Raw genomic sequence first — 20103 nt, forward strand, 5'->3', positions numbered from 1 at the left:
AACGCACCCGGCCTCAGCGGGCCAGCGGCGCCAGCATCGCCACGTCGTCCGGCCCGGCGAGGTCCGGCAGTGCGACGTACACCGTGTCGACGCCCCGGTCGGCCAGCGCACCCCAGCGGTCGCGGTGGTCGGCCGGGGTGGCGGCGTTGGTTCGCCGGGCGTAGGCCGCGGCTGCGGTGCGGCCGCGCAGCCGCTCGACCCGCGCCCACACGTCGTCCCGGTCGCGGCCGACGACCGGCAGGTCGAGGACGGTGACCGCCACCTCGGCCGGGTCGCGGCCCACCTCGTGGCAGTGCGCGCGGAGCACCTCGATCTTGCGGTCCAGGGTCTGCGGGTTGTTGCGGACGTTCATCGCGTCGCCGAGCCGGGCGGCGATACGCAGCGTCCGCCGCTCGCCGCCGCCGCCGACCACGACGGGGATCCGCCCCTTCGGCCGCGGGTAGCAGGTGGTCTCCGGCAGCGACACCCGCCCGCCGTCGTACGCCTTCGTGCCCGCGGACCACAGCGCGCGCATCGTCTCGATGTCGGCCTCCAGCGCGTCGAGGCGCTCGCCGTCCGGCGGGAAGGCCAGTCCGTACGCCGCGTGCTCGCGCTCCCACCACCCGGCGCCGACGCCGACGAAGGCACGGCCGCCGGTGAGCGCGTCGAGGGTGGCGGCGGCCTTCGCGGTGATGCCGGGGGCGCGGAAGGTGACCGGGGTGACGAGGGTGCCGAGCGCGAGGCCGGTCTCGAGGCCCGCGAGCAGCCCGAGCGTCACCCACGGCTCGGGGATCGGCTCCCAGGCCCGGTCGACCTGGGGGATCTGGATCAGGTGGTCCATGAGGGCCAGCCCCGCCAGCCCGGCGTCGTCGGCGGCCAGGGCCACGTCGCGCAGCCAGCGCTGCGGGGCCTCGCCCCACGGGAACCGCGAGATCTGGAGGACCACGCGCAGGCCCTGGGAGCTGCGGCGGTCGCCAGTGCTGTCCGGGCCGGCCGCGGCCTGGGTCGCGGTCGCTTCGCTCCGCTCCTGCTGGGTCGCGGTCGCTTCGCTCCGCTCCTGCTGGGTCGCGGTCGCTTCGCTCCGCTCCGTGCCCCTCTCGACGTGGATCGCGTCCCAGCCCTCGTCCCGGAGGCTCTCCACCACCTCGCGGTGGCGGCGCAGCTGTGCGGTCAGTGTGGCCGCGGGGACGGGGCGGTCGCGGCCGGCGTTGCGGCGCCGGCACTCGGCGTCGGGGGTGTCGAGCACGACCGCCACGGCGGGCAGGCCCGCCGCCCGGGCGAGGTCGCGCCAGCGGGCGCGCCGGGCGGCGTCGGTGCCGAGCGTGTCGACGACCGTGGTGAGGCCGCGGCCGAGCCGGGCGTCGACCACGGTCTCGAGCACCGAGAACGCGTCGGCGCTGGCGTCGAGGTCGTGCGGGCCGCTGCCGACCACGCCGCGCAAGGCGTCGGACGACACGATCTCCGGGGCCCGGTACCGCGACGCCGCCCAGGCGGACTTGCCGGCCCCGGACGGCCCGACCAGCACGACGAGCGCGGGATCGGGGATCCGGGGGAGCGGGCTCACCCGGTGACTATGACGTCCGCGAGGCCTTCTTCGCCACGGGCTCCTCCTCGGTCACAGGCTCTCGCGGAAGAGGCGGCAGCTTGGCCCCCGGGGCCGCCTCCTTCGCGGGCTTGCTGCGGGGCTTCGTGCCGGCCGCCGGCCGGGGGCGCTTGGCGGCGGGCTTCGCCTCCACGACCTTCGCGACGTCGGCGGGCGTCGGGATCTCGTCCTCGGCGGGCCGCTCCTGAGGCGCCGAGCCCGGCTGGCGGACCGGTCGCGGTCCGGGCTCCGGCGCAGCCTCACCTCCGCCCTGGCGTCGTTCCTGTACCGCCCCGACCGCACGGCTGAGGCCGCCGGCCGCCAGGTGCAGGCCCTTGCGGGCCAGCTCCTTGCCGGCGCCGAGGCCGGCACGGGCGAGGTTGTTGATGCGGTCGAGGGGCAGGCGCTGGGACACGATCCGGTCCTTCCGTCGTCAGTGAGCTCTGGTCGACTGCTCTGCTGTCCGGGTACCCGACGCTAGGCGAATCACGACACCGAGCGGAAGGGATCGTGCTCGGCGAGGATCTTCTCGACGCGGGCCTGGTCGAGGCGGGCGTACACCGACTGGTTCTCCTGGGCGTCGCGGACGCACTTGGCGAGCGTGAACGACGACGTCGTGAGGTACATGACGCCGATGCCGAGGAACGCCCGGATCCACGGGTCGACGGGCAGGTAGATGATCGCGAAGACGAGCGTCAGCAGCGCGACGGCGAACGACAGCCCGGCCTGCAGGTAGAAGGCGTTGGTGTTCTTGGGGTGCGTGGGTGCGTTGTCCATGCCTCCCAGCGTCCCGGCGAGGCCGTGCCGCCGGCACCCGCCGGCGTACCCTAACCGGGCTGAGTACCCCCACTCATTCCTCCGGCTGGCCATACTGGCCCGCATGGCCGTCGCCCTCCAGTCGGACCGCAAGCGGACCGAGCTGATCGTCTCCGCCCTCGACGACGCGTTCGCCCCGCTGATGGCGGCCGACCCCGTCGCCTTCCGCACGAAGTACCGCAAGATGGCATCCGACCCCCACGCGTTCTACCGCGGGTCGGCGTGCGTCTTTTACGCCGACGTCACCCGCGAGCAGGACCCGTTCGCCGACGACCGCAGCGGCCGGATCTGGATCCACGGCGACCTGCACGTCGAGAACTTCGGCACCTACCTCAACTCCGACGGCCGCCTCGTCTTCGACGTCAACGACTTCGACGAGGCCTACCTCGGTCGCTTCACCTGGGACCTGCAGCGCTTCGCCGCGTCGCTGGCGCTGGTGGGCTGGCAGAAGGCGCTGCCCGAGGAGGACGTGCGGCGGCTCGTCACCCGCTACCTGCGCGCCTACCTCTCGCAGGTCGACGAGTACCGCCGGAGCGAGGACGACGACGACTTCGCGCTCCACCTGGACAACACCCACGGCCCGATCCAGGAAGCGCTGGTCTCCGCGCGGATGCGCCGCCGCGCCGACCTGCTCGAGGCCACGACCGTGCTCGAGGACGGGACCCGGCGGTTCCGCGAGGACGGCTCGGTGCGGCGGCTGTCGAAGACGGAGCAGGGCAAGGTGGTCCGCGCGTTCGAGCGGTACCTGGAGACGATCCCGGACGACAAGCGCTTCGACCGCGCGCTGTTCTACGACCTGCGCGACGTGGTCGGGAAGTCCGGCTTCGGGATCGGCAGCGCCGGCCTCCCGGCGTACAGCCTGCTCGTGGAGGGGTACAGCCAGGCCCTCGACAACGACGTCGTGCTGTCGATGAAGCAGGCGAACGTGCCCGCGGTGAGCCGGTTCGTCGACACCAAGGAGGTCGAGCGGTACTTCGACCACGAGGGGCACCGGACGGTCGTCAGCCAGCGGGCGCTGCAGGTCCACACCGACCCGCTGCTCGGCCACACGACGATCGACGGCACGGGCTACGTGGTGTCGGAGGTCTCGCCGTACGAGGTGGACCTGGACTGGTCGGGCCTCACCGAGCCGGACGACATCGCCGCCGTGGTGGACCTGCTGGGCCGGGCAACGGCCAAGATCCACTGCGCCTCCGACGAGGACAGCGAGCAGGACCTCGTCGACTTCCAGGTGGAGGACGCGATCGCCGACTCGCTGCACCGGAGGCGCCGCGAGTTCACCGAGCACGTCACCGACTGGGGCGTGGCGTACGCCGACCGGGTGCGCGCCGACCACGCCCTGTTCGTCGACGCCTTCCGCGAGGGCCGGATCGGGGTCTCCGCGACCTGAGGCCCGCCGGGGGTCAGCGGGGCAGCGCCCCCGCGCGGCCCGACGGCTCGGCCACGAGGTGGTCCGGCGCCCCGAAGCCCTCGGCGGCGAACGCGGTGTCGACCGCGCGGACCACCGCGTCGAGCCGGTCGCGGGGGACGACCGCCACCGAGGACCCCCCGAACCCGCCGCCGGTCATCCGCGCGGCGACGGCGCCGGCCTCGACCGCGGTCGCGACCGCGACGTCGAGCTCGTCGCAGGAGATCTCGAAGTCGTCGCGCATCGACCGGTGGGACGCGGCGAAGAGCCGGCCCACCTCGTTCCAGTCGCGCGACCCCAGCGCGGCCACGGCGGCCTCGACGCGGACGATCTCGGTGACCACGTGACGGGCGCGGCGCCGCACCAGGTCGTCGTCGAGCCGGTCGAGGTCGGCCTCCGACGCCTCGCGCAGCGAGCCCAGCCCGAGCGCCGCGGCGGCCTTCTCGCACGACGCCCGGCGCTCCGCGTAGCCGCCGTCGACCAGCGCGTGGGACACGCGGGTGTCGGTGACGAGGAGCGCCAGGTCGTCCTCGGCCAGCGGCAGCGGCACGTCGTGGGTCGAGTCGTCGTCGAAGTCGATCAGGAGCGCAGTGCCGGTGGAGGCCAGCATCGAGACCGTCTGGTCCATGCCGCCGGTGGGCGCACCGGCCACCTCCGACTCCGCGCGCATGCACGCTGCGGCGACCCGCCGGCGGGCGGTCACGTCGAGGTCGAGGCCGACCAGGTCGGCCACCGCCACGGCGACGGCGCACTCGAGCGCCGCCGAGCTCGACAGACCAGCGCCGAGGGGGACGGTGCTGTCGATGGCGAGGTCGAGGCCGGGCAGGTCGTGGCCCTGCTCGCGCAGCGCCCACAGCACGCCGCCGGCGTACGCCGCCCAGCCGGTCAGGCCGTCCGGGCCGAGGTCGGCGAGGCGCCCCTCCCACACGTCGGGCGACTGCCGCGAGGCCAGCCGCACCCGGTCGTCGTCGCGACGGCGGGCGGCGGCGTAGGTGGCGTGGGGGAGCGCGACCGGCAGGACGAGGCCGCGGTTGTAGTCGGTGTGCTCGCCGATGAGGTTGACGCGTCCGGGAGCCCGGCCGACCGTGGTCGGCGCGGCGCCGAACCGGGCCTCGAAGGCGTCGGCGACGGTGTCGGCGAGGCGGGCGGGGGAACCGGGGTCGAGCAGCGACATGGGTACACCTTATGGATAGCGTCACCGTGTGCAGTTCCTCCACGACGCGGCCCCGCCGCACGACCTGACCTACGACGACGTCTTCATGGTGCCGCGCCACTCCGGCGTCGGCAGCAGGTACGACGTCGACCTCGCCACCAGCGACGGGACCGGCGCCACGCTCCCCCTCGTGGTCGCCAACATGACAGCGATTGCGGGCAAGCGGATGGCGGAGACCGTGGCCCGCCGCGGCGGCCTGGCCGTCATCCCGCAGGACATCCCGCTGCCGGTCGTCGCCGACGTCGTCGCGTTCGTGAAGTCGCGCCACCACGTCTTCGACACCCCGATCGAGCTCGAGCCGCACCAGACCGTGGCCGAGGCGCTCGCGCTCATCCCCAAGCGGGCCCACCGCGCCGCCGTCGTGGTCGAGGAGGGTCGCCCGCTGGGCGTGGTCTCCGCTGCCGACTGCGAGGAGGTCGACCGCTTCGCGCAGGTGCAGCAGGTGATGAACCCATCGTTCGTGCAGATCTCGGCGTCCACCGACCCCCGCGAGGCGTTCGACGCGCTGGAGTCGGCCCGGGCGGGACTCGCGGTGGCGGTCCGGGTGGACGGCACCATGGCCGGCGTGCTGACGCCGACGGGCGCCCTCCGGGCGACGCTCTACCACCCCGCGGTCGACGACCAGGGCGGGCTGCGGGTCGCCGCGGCGGTCGGCGTCAACGGCGACGTCGCGGCGAAGGCCGCGGGGCTGCTCGACGCCGGGGTCGACTGCCTCGTGGTCGACACCGCCCACGGCCACCAGGAGCGGATGGTCGAGGCCCTCAAGGCCGTCCGGGCCCTCGACCCCTCGGTGCCGGTCGTGGCCGGCAACGTCGTCTCGGCCGAGGGCGTGCGGGACCTGGTCGCTGCGGGAGCCGACATCGTCAAGGTCGGCGTCGGGCCGGGCGCGATGTGCACGACGCGGATGATGACCGGGGTGGGCCGCCCACAGTTCTCGGCGGTGCTGGAGTGCGCGGCCGCGGCACGCGAGCTCGGTGCCCACGTCTGGGCCGACGGCGGCGTCCGCCACCCCCGCGACGTGGCGCTCGCGCTGGCCGCGGGCGCGTCCTCGGTGATGGTCGGCTCGTGGTTCGCCGGCACCCACGAGTCGCCGGGCGACCTGATGCACGACGCCGACGGCCGCGCGTTCAAGGTCTCGTTCGGCATGGCCTCCGCCCGCGCTGTCGCGGGACGGACAGCGACGGAGTCGGCGTACGACCGGGCGCGCAAGGGGCTCTACGAGGAGGGCATCTCGTCGTCACGGATGTACCTCGACCCGGCGCGTCCCGGCGTGGAGGACCTCGTCGACCAGATCTGCTCCGGGGTGCGGTCGGCCTGCACGTACGCCGGTGCCCGCACCCTCGAGGAGCTCCACGAGCGGGCGGTCGTGGGCGTGCAGTCGGCGGCCGGGTTCCACGAGGGACGGCCGCTGCCGACCGGCTGGTGAGCCGGCGGGTGGGTCAGGAGCCCATCCGGTCGACGTACGCCACGACACGGTTGAACAGGGTCGTCGCCCCCACGGGGTCGAGCGGCAGCGACGGCGGCTCCTCCGCGAGCTCGTAGAGCAGCGGCGTCGCCTCGGCGACCCCGGCGGCCTGCGCGACGCGACCGCAGACGCGGGCCGCGTCGCGGACCGCGCGCGGCTCCAGGGTCCACATCGCCTCGAAGAGCCGCTCCCGGTCGGGGACGCCCTCCTGGCCGGGGAGCTCGAACGCCGTGAGCATGGCGGGCAGGTCGGAGGCGTCGCAGACGACGGTCCACTCGCGGCGCATCGGCGCGTCCTCGTCGAGCGAGGCGAGGTGGACGCCCTTCTCCTCGCGGGTCCCGTCGGGGAAGTCGGCGAGGGCCACGGCGGCGCGCGCCACCCGCGCCAGCTCGTGCCAGCGGGCCGCGGCGGCGCGGTAGTAGCGCTCCTTCTGGAACGAGCCGATCAGCACCGGCCGGTCGGCCCGGGCGCAGCACTCGTCCTCGAGCGCCCACGACAGCGCCAGCAGCGTGGACTTGCGCAGCCGGTGGCGCTCGAGCTCGGGGTGCCGTCGCCGCATCTCGGCGAAGACCGACGGGGTGGCCGGCTCCGCACCGGCGAGGGCCTCGGCGATGGCGACGTCGAGCCGGACGCCCGCCTCGCGACGGCGCTGCACCTGGCTGACGAGGTCGACGGTGTCGGCGGGGTAGCGGCGGTGGCCGCTCTTCCTTCGCTCGGCCTGCGGGAACCCGTGCCGGGTCTCCCACATGCGCAGCGTCCCGGCCGCGACGCCGGTCTTGCGGGCCAGGTCGCCGATCGTGAGCGAATCCTGGCCAACCCCTTGCTTTTCGGTCCCGTTCGTGGTCATGCTGGCATCCTAACTTCAACAACCCGTTGAAGTAAATGTTGAAATTCAACCCGGAGGTTCCGATGTCAGTCAGCAGCCAGCCCCTCGGTGGCAACAGTGAAGAGGTCGTCGACTGGGCAGACCTGGGCCAGCGCATGTGGTCCTTCCTCACCGGCCGTGAGGCAGCCATCAACTACACCTTCCACGACATGTTCGTCGAGGTCCCCCGCGACACCGGTAGCAACGCGCCGCGGGCGACGTGGAAGATCGACGGCACGCTGACGATCACCAGCAGCGACGCCGTGTCGGGTCGGTCCTGATCATGGCCACCCTGGTCACGGCAGACCTGTCCTTCGCCCTGGAGACCCCTGCCGGCAAGCCGGTGCAGGGCACCCTCAGGGGCCGCGACAGCCGGCTCGAGCTCGAGGTCGACGACCCCGGTGCCTTCGCCGGCAGCGGGGACGCCGCGGCCATCGCGATGCTGGCCGACACCCTGGCCCGGCAGCGCGTCACGGTCCGCGTGGTCCACCGGGGACGCCACCTCGTCACGCTCGGCGACGTGGTGGCCCCCTGGTGGCAGCGGCGGGCGACGAAGTCGCGCCACGTGCGGCTCGGCAGCCTGCGCGGCGCCTGGACGTCCGCGAGGTCGCGGGCCCGGAAGACCGAGGCGGTGCTGCCCGAGACAGGTGTCGCACCGCCGACGACTCCCTGGCCGCCCGCCCCCACGTTCGCGCGCCGGATGCGCCGGCCGGTGGGGCTGACCCACGACCCGGCCCGCGGCGGCAGCCCGCGCCTCGTCCTCGTGAAGCAGGACGTCTGGGGAGGCGAGCGGCAGCCGGTGTACTGGCTGAAGGACGGCGTGACGACCATCGGCTCGGACCCGTCGTGCGATGTGGTCCTGCCCGGGCTCGCGCCCCACCACGCCACCGTCGAGCACGACGCGGACGACGAGTTCGTGCTGCACAGCCCCGACGCGCTCACCCGGGTGCACGGCGCTCCGGCGGAGCGGTCCATCCTGCGCACCGGCACCCGTGTCGAGCTCGGCGACCACCAGCTCGTCTACAGCCGGGAGGAGTGGGCCGACCACGGTCGGCCCTACGGCGGCCGCATCGGCGGCGAGCTGGGCCACCAGCGCCCCCAGCCGCCGCGCGAGCAGGTGCAGCGGCCGGGGGACTGAGGGTCAGGCGGACGTCAGGCCCGGTCGCCCTCGGTGGAGCTGCTGGCGGCCGGGTCCTTGTCGACCGCGATGACGAAGTCGTCACCGTGCTCGATGACACCGGTGATGACGGCCTGCTCGATCGCCTCCTCGGCGTACTGCTTGCGCACCATGAGCGGATCGGTCCGCAGGTCCTTCACCAGGGCCGCGGCGAGTCCGATCATGACGAGCACGAACGGCAGCGCGGCGACGATGGTGATCGTCTGCAGGCCCGAGAGCGCGTCGGCTCCGCCCACGAGGAGCATCACGGCGGCCACGGCACCGGTAGCGACGCCCCAGAAGATCACGGTCGGCCGCGACGGCTCGATGGTGCCGCGCTCGGACAGCGTGCCCATGACGATCGAGGCGGCGTCCGCGCCGGACACGAAGAAGATGCCCACGAGGACCATCACCAGGATGCTGGCGACCGTCGCGAAGGGGTAGGCCTCGAGGGTCGTGAAGAGCTGGGACTCCAGGCCGCCGGCACCGGCGACGTCGGTGCCCTTCTTCTGCAGGTCGATCGCCGCGCCGCCGAAGATGGCGAACCAGACAAGGCTCACCAGGCTCGGCACGAGGAGCACGCCGGTGACGAACTGGCGGATCGTGCGGCCGCGCGAGATGCGCGCGATGAACATGCCGACGAAAGGCGTCCACGAGAGCCACCACGCCCAGTAGAAGACGGTCCAGCCCTGCAGCCACTCGCTGGTGGCGACGCCCTCGGCGCTGGTGCGCGCCGACATCATGGCGAGCTCCTGCACGTAGCTGCCGAGCGACGTCGGGACCAGGTTGAGGATGAAGACGGTCGGGCCGACGAGGAAGACGAAGCCGGCGAGGACGACCGCGAGCACCATGTTGATGTTGGACAGCCACTGGATGCCCTTGGCCACGCCGGTGACCGCGGACAGCACGAAGGCGGCGGTCAGGACGGCGATGACGCCGATCAGCAGGCCGTTGCCGACGCGGCCGAGGCCGGCGACGAGCTGGAGGCCGTTGCCGATCTGCAGCGCGCCGAGGCCCAGCGAGGTGGCCGAGCCGAAGAGCGTCGCGAAGATGGCGAACATGTCGATGACCTTGCCGGCCGGGCCGTTGGCCCGCTCGCCGAGCAGCGGCGCGAAGGCCGCCGAGATCAGCTGGAGCCGGCCCTTGCGGTAGACGCCGTAGGCGATCGCGAGTCCCACGACGGCGTAGATGGCCCACGGGTGCAGCGTCCAGTGGAAGAGGGTGGTCGCCATGGCGTGCTGGACGGCCTCGGGGTTGCCGGCCTCGCCGGTGCCCGGCGGCGGGCTCACGAAGTGGCTGACCGGCTCGCTCACGCCGTAGAACATCAGGCCGATACCCATGCCGGCGCTGAACATCATCGCGATCCAGGAGACGGTGCGGAACTCCGGCTCCTCGTCGTCGCGACCCAGCGGGATGTTGCCGAAGCGGCCGATCGCCAGCCAGATGACGAACACCACGAAGGCGCTCGAGGTGAGGACGAAGAGCCAGCCGGCGTTGGTCATCACCCACGTGAGCGACCGGCCGGAGACGTCCGCCAGCGAGTCGGTGCTCACGAAGCCCCAGGCGAGGAAGACCATCGCGAGGGCGGCGCTGACGCCGAAGACCAGCTTGTCGAGGCCACGGGAGTGGCGGGCCTCCTCGACGGGCACGTCGAGGGCGGGGTGCGGGACGACGTCGTCCACGGGGCTCGTCAGCGCCTGCTTGACGCGGGAGGCCTTGTCGGCCTGCTGGGGCGGTTTCACGTCCTGGGTCGTCACGTGTGTCGGCAGCCTGGTGGGCCGCCGCCTCCTGTTCAGTTCGGGATCGGTCGACAGCTTCGAAAGAGGTCCCCCGCGCACGCGCCGGGGCCCGGGCAAAGGGCGCACAGTACCGAGGGTTCTCTTCCCTGCGCCAAAGCGGTGCAACCGTGATCCCGCCCACGTCCAGTCCGCTTCCGGACGCGGGATCCCGCTCAACGACGGGAGCTTCGGGCCGTCCGTCCTCGCACGACGCCGATGAAGGCCTGGACCCTCTCGTCCTCGTTGTCGACCAGCCAGGCCAGCCCGACCGTGGTGGTCGGCAGGTCGGACACCGGCCGGTGGGTGACGTCCTTGCGGTGCAGCAGCCGCGCCACGGACATCGGCATCAGCGCGACGCCCGTGCCGCTCGCGACCACCTCGACCGCCTCCTGCGACGTCATCGGCGGGAAGTCCAGCTGGTCGACGGCGGGCGTCCAGCCGGAGCGGTGCGGCGCCACCAGCTGCTCCTCGTCGAGGTCGGCCAGCACCACCTCGTCGGCGACGGTGACGAGGTGGTCGCGGGGCACGACGACGACCGCCACCTCCTCGTAGAGGGGGATGCAGTGCAGGCCCTCCCGGTCGACCGGCAGCCGGACGAGGCACATGTCGAGTGAGCCGTCACGCAGCAGCGGCTCCTGTTGCTCCTCGGTGACCGGAACGAGCTCGAGAGGCTTGCGGGGCTCGCGCTCGCGCCACGTGCGCGCCCACTTGTCGGGCGTCGCGCCGGTCACGAACCCGACCCGGAAGGGGTCCATGCGCTCACCGTAGGGCAGGAGCATCGGACCGGCGACTCCGGGCCTTCGGCCCTGTCGCCGCCGACGCGGCAGACGTCCAGCATGGGGCATGGACCGCAACCGGGTGGTCGACCTGCTCCGTGCCACGGCGCTGGTCGCGATGGTCCTCGGGCACTGGGTCATGGCCGGGTTGTACGTCGACCGGCCCGACGGGCCCGCCGGAGCTGCCGTGCTGCGCCGCGACAGCCTGCTCGCCCTGGAGCCGTGGACCCACCCCTTCACCTGGGTGCTCCAGGTGATGCCGGTGTTCTTCCTCGTCGGCGGCTACGTCAACGCCCTGTCCTGGCGACGCAGCCGGGCGCGGGGTGCGACGTACGGCTGGTGGCTGCGGGGCCGGGTCTCGCGGCTGGCCCGGCCGCTGGTGCCGTTGCTGGTCGCCTGGTCGGTGCTGCCGCTGGTCGCGCCGTACGCCGGGGTGGGCACCGACTGGGTCGGGATCGCGGCCCGGGCGGCGCTGGTGCCGACCTGGTTCCTGGCGATCTACCTCCTGGTGGTGGCTGCCGTGCCGATGACGCTCGCGGCCTGGGAGCGCTGGGGCTGGGGGAGCGTCGCGACGGGCGTCGTGGCGATGGCCCTGCTCGACCTGGCCACGCTGAACGGCGCGGTCCCCGGCGGGGAGGCGCTGGCGTCGCAGCGCGACACCATCACCGTCGTCGGCGCGCTCCTCGTGTGGTGCACCGTCCACCAGGTCGGCTACGCCTGGGTCGACCGCCGGCTGGGACGCGTGCCGCACCGGCTGGCGCTGGGACTGGGATCGGGGCTGGTGCTGGCGGTGCTGGTGGCGGTCGGTCCCTACGGTGTCTCCATGGTCGGGGTCGCCGGCCACGGGCTCGACAACACGGTGCCGCCGAGGGTCACGCTCGTGCTCCTCGGGCTGGCGCAGGCGGGGCTGCTGCTGGCGGCCGAGGGGCCGCTGCGGCGCCTCGTGGCCCGTGACGGCGTGTGGCTCCTGGTCGTCGCGCTCAACCGGCGCGTCATGACGACGTACCTGTGGCACATGACCGCCCTCGGCCTCGCGGTGGCGGCGGTGCTGGCGACCGGCCTGCCCGTGCTCGACGACGAGCCCGCGTCGGCGGCGTGGTGGTGGACCCGGCCGGTGTGGTTCGTCGCGCTCGGCGCCACGACCCTGCTGCTGGTCGCCCTGGTCGGCCGCTTCGAGGAGCCGGCCGAGCCCGCCCACCGCACCGGGGCGGTGCGACCGCTGCTCGGCGCGCTCGGGGTCGCCGCCGGGCTCGGCCTCGTCCTGGACCACGGCCTGCTCGGGGCCGAGGGGCAGGTCCGCTGGTGGCTCCCGCTGCTTCCGGTCCTCGCCGTGGCGCTGTCGGGAACGGGGTCGGCGCGGGGGCCGGGACCGAGGGTCACCCGACCGGGGTCCAAGGTCCCTGCCCCGCCCGCGCGCCCGCCGGGACAGTGGGGGATGCGGGGACACGTACGCCGGTGAGAGGGGAACCACGACCATGGCGTCACACGTCGCCCCGGCCGGCCTGCGTCGGCGGCTTGCCGCCGACCCCGTCCTGAGGGCGGTCACCCACCGGGTCGCCGGACCCGCGCGCCGGATGCGCCGGCGCCGTCACCGTCGTCGCGCACTCCACCTCGGCCGGCGGTGAGCCGTGGCCGCCGACGCCCTCCCGCGTGAGATGAGGGCCTGGGCGGTGGCGGGGCCAGGGGCCCCGGAGCGCCTGGTCGCGGAGACGCGCCCGGTCGCCCGACCGGACCCCGACGAGGTGCTCGTCCGGGTGCTGGCCTGCGGGGTCTGCCGCACCGACCTCCACCTGGCCGACGGCGACCTGGCGCCACGACGGCCGCGGACCGTCCCCGGGCACGAGGTCGTGGGTGAGGTCGTGGCGACGGGGGAGTCGGCGGGGCGGTTCACGCCCGGCGACCGTGTCGGGATCGCCTGGCTGCGGCGCACCTGCGGCGGCTGTGCGGCCTGCCGGTCGGGCCGCGAGAACCTGTGCCGGGGCTCGGAGTACACCGGCTGGGACGCCGACGGCGGCTTCGCGGAGTACGCCGTCGTCCCCGAGGCGTTCGCCTACGAGCTGCCCGAGGCGCTCACCGACCTCGCGGTCGCCCCGCTGCTCTGCTCGGGGATCATCGGCTACCGCGCGCTGCGGCGGGCGCAGCTGCCGCCGGGAGGACGGCTCGGCGTCTACGGGCTCGGCGCGAGCGGCCACCTGACCGCGCAGCTGGCGCTGGCCACGGGCGCGGAGGTCCACGTCCTGACGCGCGACCCCGAGGCGCGCGCGCTGGCCCTCGAGCTCGGCGCCACGAGTGCGGGGCCCGCCGACGGCTGCCCTCCGGTGGCGCTCGACTCGGCCATCCTCTTCGCGCCCGTCGGCGAGCTCGTCCCGGTGGCGCTCGCCGCGCTCGCCGACGGCGGCACGCTCTCGGTGGCCGGCATCCACCTCACCGACGTGCCGGCGCTCGACTACCAGCAGCACCTCTTCCGGGAGCGCACGCTGACGAGCGTCACCGCGAACACCCGCCGCGACGGCGAGGAGCTGCTGCGGCTCGCGCCGACGCTCGGCGTGCGCGCCCGGATCACGACGTACGCCTTCGACGACGCCCCGCGCGCGCTCGACGACCTCACGCGAGGTGGCCTGGCGGGTGCGGCCGTCCTGCTGATGGCATCAACCGACGACTGACAGGAGCAGACATGGGCATCCGGGTGGAGCCCGAGCCGACGGTCTTCGTGCAGCTGCGGCTCGCCGTGGAGTCGCTGATCTTCGTGACCCTGCTGGGGGTGCTGGCGGGGTCGGTCGTGGGGCTGGTGCTCGCCGGCGCGCTGAGCGCACTGCTGGGCCTGGTCGACGGCGGCTGAGGGACGACGCGCTCCGAAGCGCGGGAAAGCCCGGCCCGGGACGGGCCGGGGGCATACGGTGTGCCCGGGCGGCTTCCGGGGTCCGGTCCCGGTGGCGCCCACCGAGCAGAGGGGTTCCCGGGTGCCCGAGGTCGCAGCCGCCGGCGTCGTCGACGCCATCGCCGACGCCGTCGTCGTGATCGACGCCGACGGGCGGATCGCGCTGGCCAACGCCGCCACCGAGGTGCTCTTCGGCGTACCGTCCCGGAGCCTGCTGGGCCAGGACCACGGCCGGCTCCTCTCGGAGAGCTTCGGCGAGCACTTGCGGGCCGCCCTCGCCCGGCACCGAGGCGTCATCTCCGCCCACCGCGTCGGGGTCGAGCGGGACGTGCGCGGCCTGCGCAGCGACGGCACCACCTTCCCGGCCGAGGTGAGCTACACGGTGGCCACCCGGGACGGCGACGTCGAGGTCGTCGTCTCGGTCCGCGACGTCACCGAGCGGCTGCGCTCCGAGGCGGAGCTGCGCGAGGCGCTGTCCCTGCTGAGCGCGACGCTGGAGTCCACCGCCGACGGGATCCTGGTGGTCGACCGGCACGGTCGCATCGCCGGCGCCAACAGCCGCTTCAGCGAGCTGTGGCGGATCCCGCCCGAGCTGCTGGCCTCCGGCGACGACGAGCGCCTCCTCGGCTACGTGCTGGACCAGCTGGCCGACCCGCAGGTCTTCATCGACAAGGTCCAGGACCTCTACGAGCACCCGGCCGCCGAGAGCAGCGACACCTTGGAGTTCAAGGACGGTCGGGTCTTCGACCGTTACTCCCGGCCGCAGCGCATCGGCGACGAGGTCGTGGGACGGGTCTGGAGCTTCCGCGACATCACCGAGTCGCGGCAGCGGCTGCGTGAGCTCAACCAGGCGAGGCGCGAGGCGGTGGCGGCCTCGAGGGCGAAGTCCGACTTCCTCGCGACGATGAGCCACGAGATCAGGACCCCGATGAACGGCGTCATCGGCCTCACCGGGCTGCTCCTCGGCACCGACCTCGACGAGACCCAGATCCGGTACGCCACCGGCATCCGGGGCGCGGGCGAGGCGTTGCTGGCGATCGTCGACGACATCCTCGACTTCTCCAAGCTCGAGGCCGGGCGGATCCAGCTCGAGTCCGTGGAGTTCTCGCCGCGCCACCTCGCCGAGGAGCTCGGCGTGCTGCTCGCGGAGTCCGCGACGTCGCAGGGCCTGGAGTTCATCGTGCACTGCGACGACGACGTGCCCGAGGCCGTCGTCGGGGACCCGCGGCGCCTGCGGCAGGCCCTCATCAACCTGACCGGCAACGCGATCAAGTTCACGCCCCAGGGCGAGGTGGTCGTCTCGGTGACGGCCGGCCCCGAGAAGGCCCGACCGGGACACCGGACGACGCTGCGGTTCGAGGTCCGCGACACCGGTATCGGCATCGACCCGGAAGCGCTGCCGCGGCTCTTCGAGCCCTTCTCCCAGGCCGACGCGTCGACCACCCGGCGCTTCGGCGGCACCGGCCTCGGCCTCGCCATCACCCGCCGCCTCGTGGGCGCCATGGACGGCGACCTCGAGGTCGTCAGCACCCCCGGGGCGGGCAGCGCCTTCACGCTCAGCGTCCCGGTCCCGGTCGCCCTCGCGGCGCCGACCCCCCGGGAGCACACCGAGCTCGCCGGGCTCCGGGCGCTCGTCGTCGACGACAACGAGCTGAACCGGCAGATCCTCGCCGCGCAGCTGGAGGCCTGGGGTCTGGTGGCCGTCGACGAGGCCGCCGACAGCCGTGCGGCGTTGGCCAAGCTGACCAGTGCCGCCGCCGCGGGTGCGGCGTACGACGTGGCGCTGCTCGACCTGCTGATGCCGGACGGCGACGGCCTCGAGCTGGCGGAGCGGATCCACGCCGACGAGGCGCTGGCCGGCACGGCGTGCCTGCTGCTGACCTCCGGCGGCGACGTCGACGCCGAACGGGCCCAGGGCGCCGGCATCGGCGGCTGGGTGAGCAAGCCGATCCGCCCCGTCGAGCTCGCGGACGCCCTGCTCCGGCTGGTGGGGCCGGGCACGGCCCCCCAGCAGCCTGCCGAGCCCGGGGTCCCCGAGGAGCCACTGGCCGCGGGCGAGCTGCGGGGCCGGATCCTGGTGGCCGAGGACAACGCGGTGAACCAGATGGTCGCGCTCGGCTTCCTCCAGGAGCTCGGCTACGCCGCCGAGGTGGCGTCCGACGGGCAGGTGGCGCTAGAACGGCTCGAGGCGTCGTCGTACGACGCGGTGCTGATGGACTGCCACATGCCCGGCACGGACGGCTTCCAGGCCACCCGGGAGCTCCGGAAGCGTGAGGGCGACGGGCACCGGACCCCGGTCATCGCGATGACCGCCGGCGTCCTCGACGAGGACCGCGAGCGCTGCCTCGATGCCGGGATGGACGACTTCGTGGCCAAGCCGGTCAGCCTCGAGGCGCTCCGGGCCACGCTCGACCGGTGGGTCGCGGCCGGCCGGAGCGACTAGCCCGCTGGGACCCACCGACTACTGTCGCCGCGTGGACGCCGACGTGCTCGTGGTGGGTGCCGGACTGGCGGGGCTGCGCTGCGCGCAGGCGCTGCACGACGCCGGTCACGAGGTGGTGGTGCTCGAGGCCTCGGACGCCGTCGGCGGACGGATCCGCACCGAGCAGATCGACGGCTTCCTGGTCGACCGCGGCTTCCAGCTGCTCAACCCCGCGTACCCCGCCGTCCGCCGGTGGGTGGACGTCGACGCACTCGTCCTCCAGGGCTTCGGAGCAGGCGTCGCCGCCGTCACCGACTCGGGCACCGGCGCGAGGACCAGGGTGCTCGGCCACCCGCTGCGTGCGCCCCGGCTGCTGCCGGTCACGGTCGCGACCGCGGCGGTGCGTCCGCGCGAGGTGGCCGCCGTACTCCGGTGGGCCGCGCCCCTCCTGCGTCCGCGGCCGGGGACGACGCTCTCGGAGGTGCTGACCGGCCGCGCCGACGTGGACCGCGCCGCCGCCCTCGACCGCGCCGGCGTCGACGGGCTGCTCCGGCGGGTCGTCGACCGGTTCTTCGCCGGGGTGCTGCTGGAGGACGACGGCAGCACCGCCGACCGGTACGCCCTGCTCCTCACCTGGATGTTCGCCCGCGGCGTGCCGTCCCTGCCGGCCGGGGGCATGCAGGCCCTGCCCGAGCAGCTCGCCGCCCGCCTCGGCGACCGGGTCCGCCTCGGTCACCCCGTCGAGCGGGTCGAGGGGGCCGCGGTGGTCGCGGCCGGCCGGACCTGGCGGGCCCGGCAGGTGGTGGTCGCCGCCGACGGGCCCCGCGCCCGGGAGCTGGCCGGGGTCGAGGTCCCGCCCACCAAGGGCGTCGTGACCACCTGGTGGGCGGCGCCCGAGGCCCCCGACACCGACCTGCTGCACGTCGACGCCCGCCGCACACCGGGCGGACCGCTGGTCAACACCGCGGTGGTGTCCCGGGCGGCGCCGTCGTACGCGCCCGCGGGACGCCACCTCGTGCAGGGCTCGGCCCTGCTGGGCCCGGACCGGGTGCCCGGGGAGGCTGCCATGCGGCGCCACGCCGCGGACCTCCTCGGCGTCGATCCTGCGGGCTGGGAGGTGGTCGCCCGCCACGACGTGCCCGATGCGCTGCCGGCCCAGCCGGCACCGTACTCCGCGGCACGCCCGGTGCGCCTCGGCGACCTCGTCGTGTGCGGGGACCACCGCGACACCGGCTCGATCCAGGGCGCGCTGGTGAGCGGCCAGCGGGCCGCGGAGGCAGTCCTGGCAGGGCTGCGATGACGGCCGCCGTCGCCTTCGCCCTTGCGGCGTCGTTCCACGCGGGTTTCCAGCTGACGGTGACCGTGCTGGTCTACCCGGTGCTGGCCGAGCGGTCCCCCGAGGAGTGGCGGCCCACCCACGAGCGGCACTCGCGCGCCATCACCCCGCTCGTGGGCGCGGCCTACCTCGCGGTGCTGGTCTCGGGTGGTTTCCTCCTCGCCTCGGGACCGGACCTGGTCGGCTGGTCCGCACTCGTGCTGACCGGGTTGGCGCTCGCGACCACCGCCGCGGCGGCGGCCCCCACCCACGGCCGGCTGACGGCCAAGGACGACGCACTCGTCGCCCGACTGCTCGTGACCGACCGCTGGCGGTGCGCCTTCGCCGTGCTCGGCGCGGTCGCCGCGGTGGTCGCAGTGGGGACGGCCGGATGACGGGCGCGGAGGTCGTCGTGGTGGGCGCCGGGCTGTCGGGAGTGGCCTGCGCCCGGGAGCTGCGTGCCGCGGGCGTGCCGGCGCGGCTGCTCGACCGGGGTCGCCGGCCGGGGGGCCGGATGGCGTCGCGGCGGCTCTGGGACCGGCCGGTCGACCTCGGCGCGTCGTACCTCACCATCTCCGACGACGACTTCGGCGCGGTCGTGGCGGACTGGCACGGGCGCGGCCTGGCGCACCCGTGGACCGACACGTTCTGCGCGCTCGAGGCGGGGGAGCGCGCGGCCAAGGAGGGGCCGGTGCGCTGGGGCGCGCCGGGCGGGCTGCGCTCGCTCGTCGAGGACCTCGCCGCCGACCTCGAGGTCGTGCCCGCCGAGGTGGCGGACGTGGCCGGGCTGCTCGGACCCGGCACGGCGGTCGTGCTGGCCATGCCCGACCCGCAGGCCCGGCGCCTGGTCGCCGACGACCACCCGGTGGCTGCCTTGCTGGACCGTGACTACGAGCCCGTGCTGGCGCTCGCGGCTCGCTGGAGCCGCCGCACCTGGGACCAGGTCAGCCCGACCGGGCGCTTCGACGGCGCCTTCGTCAACGGCGACGACGTGCTGGCCTGGGTGGCCGACGACGGGCGGCGTCGCGGTGACGACGCGCCGGTGCTCGTGGCGCACTCGACCCCCGGCCTCGCGCGCCGGCACCTCGAGGACCCGGCGGCCGCCGGCCCGGCCATGGTCGCGGCCCTCTGTTCCCTGCTGGCGCTCCCGGAGCCGGAGGACGTCCACGTGCACCGGTGGACGTACGCGCGCCCGACGGGGGAGCGCCCCGCCACCCACGCGCTGGTCGACGCCCCTGACGGGCTGGTGGGCGTGTGCGGTGACGGCTGGGGTGCCTCGGCCCGGGTCGAGGGCGCCTGGCTGTCCGGGCGCGACCTCGGGCGGGCGCTCGTGCGACGGCTGGTGTGAGCGGTCGGGCTCTGGGTCAGCCGGCCACGACGACGGCCACGCCCAGCGCGTAGAGCGCGAAGATGGCGACGCTCTCGAAGCCGATGGCGGCCGGGCCCTTCCGCTCGCGGCGGATCAGGCCCATGAGCAGCACGGCGCTCATCAGCGTGCCCAGCGCGGTCCAGAACGCCACCTCGTCCGACACAGCGTGGTAGATCGAGCCCTCGGTGTAGGCGAAGTCGGAGAAGGCGGCGAAGAGGGTGTCGAAGGCGTTGCCGCCGATGATGCCGGCCACCGCGAGCGTCAGGGCGCCACGGCGGACCGCGGCGACCGTGGTGACGAGCTCCGGCAGCGAGGTCGCCACGGCCGTGAACAGCGTCCCGACGAGTGCCTGCCTCAGGCCGGTGTTCGTCACGATGGCGGAGGCAGCCTGCTCCAGGAGGTAGCCGGCGACGCCGATCGTGGCTGCGAGCGCCACGAAGGTCACGAGCTGACGGCTCAGCGGCTCGCGCTCGTGCTCCTCGTCGGGCTCGTCCTCCCGGGTCTCCTCCGTGTGCGCGGGACGCCACATGGGCTCCGACTGGGTCTGACGCGCCAGCCGCAGACCGTAGACGTAGGACAGAAGCAGCAGCGGCGTGACGACGTGGACGGGCCCGATGGTCCACTCCGGCATCGCGAAGGCGACCAGCAGCCAGGACAGCTGCACCATCAGCAGCGCGCCCTGGATCATGTTCCCGATCGAGGCAGCCGCGTGCTCGAGGTTGGCGCGACGGTAGGCCACGTCCGCGACGGCGAGGAACAGCGTCTGCACGGCGATCCCGCCGACGGCGTTGGAGAGGGCGAGGTCCGGGCGTCCCTCGGCGGCCGCGGAGACCGAGAGGACGCTGCCGCTCAGCGACGTGGTGAGGCCCATCAGCACCGCGCCGGTGATCGCCTCCCCGAGCCCGGTCCGGTCCGCGATCCGGTCGGCCAGGCCGGCCAGGCGCGTGCCGGCGAACCCGATGACCAGCGTGCAGGCGACGAAGAGCGCGATCGCAGCCTCGAGCGACAGGTCCTGCAGCATCGTGCTGGCTCCTCTCCGTCGGGGAAAGCGCGAAGCCCCTGACATCATCTCGATGTCAGG

The 20103-nt window shown here is 74.3% G+C and carries 19 protein-coding genes; 11 read left to right on the forward strand and 8 right to left on the reverse strand.

Features of this window, described 5'->3' with window-relative positions; genetic code table 11:
* Positions 1-13: 13 nt before the first annotated feature.
* From ACFP2E_RS01325 to ACFP2E_RS01335, 3 genes are all read right to left on the reverse strand, one after another.
* Entirely contained in the window at positions 14-1543 is a 1530-nt protein-coding gene (locus ACFP2E_RS01325; protein ID WP_378521826.1) for an LLM class flavin-dependent oxidoreductase, read from the reverse strand.
* A gap of 7 nt (positions 1544-1550) precedes the next feature.
* Positions 1551-1976 carry a hypothetical protein gene (locus tag ACFP2E_RS01330; RefSeq protein ID WP_378521827.1) on the reverse strand — a complete coding sequence of 142 codons (426 nt, stop codon included), beginning with the start codon at positions 1974-1976 and terminating at the stop codon, positions 1551-1553.
* Between the two features lie 71 nt (positions 1977-2047).
* Positions 2048-2338: a YiaA/YiaB family inner membrane protein gene (locus ACFP2E_RS01335; protein WP_378521828.1), complete on the reverse strand. Its 291-nt coding sequence runs from the start codon at positions 2336-2338 to the stop codon at positions 2048-2050.
* 103 nt (positions 2339-2441) lie between these two features.
* Here ACFP2E_RS01335 and ACFP2E_RS01340 point away from each other — a divergent pair, with 103 nt between their 5' ends.
* Complete coding sequence (locus ACFP2E_RS01340; protein WP_378521829.1) at positions 2442-3767, forward strand: DUF2252 domain-containing protein; 1326 nt, start codon at positions 2442-2444, stop codon at positions 3765-3767.
* A 13-nt stretch (positions 3768-3780) separates the two neighbouring features.
* Here ACFP2E_RS01340 and galK read toward each other — a convergent pair whose 3' ends face one another.
* A complete protein-coding gene (gene galK, locus ACFP2E_RS01345) occupies positions 3781-4959 on the reverse strand; it encodes a galactokinase (protein ID WP_378521830.1) in 1179 nt (392 codons plus the stop codon).
* 85 nt (positions 4960-5044) lie between these two features.
* Between galK and ACFP2E_RS01350 the strand changes: the two genes are divergently transcribed.
* Complete coding sequence (locus ACFP2E_RS01350; protein ID WP_378522003.1) at positions 5045-6424, forward strand: GuaB1 family IMP dehydrogenase-related protein; 1380 nt, start codon at positions 5045-5047, stop codon at positions 6422-6424.
* A 13-nt stretch (positions 6425-6437) separates the two neighbouring features.
* Here ACFP2E_RS01350 and ACFP2E_RS01355 read toward each other — a convergent pair whose 3' ends face one another.
* Complete coding sequence (locus ACFP2E_RS01355; protein WP_378521831.1) at positions 6438-7310, reverse strand: DICT sensory domain-containing protein; 873 nt, start codon at positions 7308-7310, stop codon at positions 6438-6440.
* 62 nt (positions 7311-7372) lie between these two features.
* On the opposite strand from ACFP2E_RS01355, the gene ACFP2E_RS01360 reads away from it, so the two are divergent.
* Together ACFP2E_RS01360 and ACFP2E_RS01365 are read left to right on the forward strand one after the other, a co-directional pair.
* Positions 7373-7609 (forward strand): hypothetical protein, encoded by a 237-nt coding sequence (locus ACFP2E_RS01360; RefSeq protein ID WP_378521832.1) that lies wholly within the window; start codon positions 7373-7375, stop codon positions 7607-7609.
* 2 nt (positions 7610-7611) lie between these two features.
* Entirely contained in the window at positions 7612-8466 is an 855-nt protein-coding gene (locus tag ACFP2E_RS01365) for an FHA domain-containing protein (RefSeq protein WP_378521833.1), read from the forward strand.
* A gap of 14 nt (positions 8467-8480) precedes the next feature.
* On the opposite strand, the gene ACFP2E_RS01370 is transcribed toward ACFP2E_RS01365, so the two are convergent.
* Both ACFP2E_RS01370 and ACFP2E_RS01375 read right to left on the reverse strand, forming a co-directional pair.
* Complete coding sequence (locus tag ACFP2E_RS01370; RefSeq protein ID WP_378521834.1) at positions 8481-10241, reverse strand: BCCT family transporter; 1761 nt, start codon at positions 10239-10241, stop codon at positions 8481-8483.
* A 194-nt stretch (positions 10242-10435) separates the two neighbouring features.
* A complete protein-coding gene (locus tag ACFP2E_RS01375; protein ID WP_378521835.1) occupies positions 10436-11017 on the reverse strand; it encodes a LysR family substrate-binding domain-containing protein in 582 nt (193 codons plus the stop codon).
* Between the two features lie 88 nt (positions 11018-11105).
* Between ACFP2E_RS01375 and ACFP2E_RS01380 the strand changes: the two genes are divergently transcribed.
* The 7 genes from ACFP2E_RS01380 to ACFP2E_RS01410 all read left to right on the forward strand — a co-directional run bounded on the left by ACFP2E_RS01380 (position 11106) and on the right by ACFP2E_RS01410 (position 19001).
* Entirely contained in the window at positions 11106-12497 is a 1392-nt protein-coding gene (locus ACFP2E_RS01380; protein WP_378521836.1) for an acyltransferase, read from the forward strand.
* A 211-nt stretch (positions 12498-12708) separates the two neighbouring features.
* A complete protein-coding gene (locus ACFP2E_RS01385; protein WP_378521837.1) occupies positions 12709-13701 on the forward strand; it encodes a zinc-dependent alcohol dehydrogenase family protein in 993 nt (330 codons plus the stop codon).
* A gap of 11 nt (positions 13702-13712) precedes the next feature.
* Positions 13713-13877: a hypothetical protein gene (locus ACFP2E_RS01390; protein ID WP_378521838.1), complete on the forward strand. Its 165-nt coding sequence runs from the start codon at positions 13713-13715 to the stop codon at positions 13875-13877.
* A gap of 121 nt (positions 13878-13998) precedes the next feature.
* Complete coding sequence (locus ACFP2E_RS01395; RefSeq protein WP_378521839.1) at positions 13999-16359, forward strand: response regulator; 2361 nt, start codon at positions 13999-14001, stop codon at positions 16357-16359.
* Positions 16360-16390: 31 nt separating this feature from the next.
* Positions 16391-17638, forward strand: a complete 1248-nt coding sequence (locus ACFP2E_RS01400; protein ID WP_378521840.1) for an NAD(P)/FAD-dependent oxidoreductase — start codon at positions 16391-16393, stop codon at positions 17636-17638.
* Entirely contained in the window at positions 17635-18048 is a 414-nt protein-coding gene (locus ACFP2E_RS01405; RefSeq protein ID WP_378521841.1) for a hypothetical protein, read from the forward strand. The genes ACFP2E_RS01400 and ACFP2E_RS01405 overlap by 4 nt, the downstream gene beginning before the upstream one ends.
* Complete coding sequence (locus ACFP2E_RS01410) at positions 18045-19001, forward strand: NAD(P)/FAD-dependent oxidoreductase (protein ID WP_378521842.1); 957 nt, start codon at positions 18045-18047, stop codon at positions 18999-19001. The genes ACFP2E_RS01405 and ACFP2E_RS01410 overlap by 4 nt, the downstream gene beginning before the upstream one ends.
* A 16-nt stretch (positions 19002-19017) precedes the next feature.
* Here ACFP2E_RS01410 and ACFP2E_RS01415 read toward each other — a convergent pair whose 3' ends face one another.
* Positions 19018-20043, reverse strand: a complete 1026-nt coding sequence (locus tag ACFP2E_RS01415; RefSeq protein WP_378521843.1) for a sodium:calcium antiporter — start codon at positions 20041-20043, stop codon at positions 19018-19020.
* Between the last annotated feature and the right edge of the window lie 60 nt (positions 20044-20103).

The organism is Nocardioides sp. GCM10027114, from assembly GCF_042659625.1.
In the GTDB taxonomy this organism is placed as follows: Bacteria; Actinomycetota; Actinomycetes; order Propionibacteriales; family Nocardioidaceae; genus Nocardioides.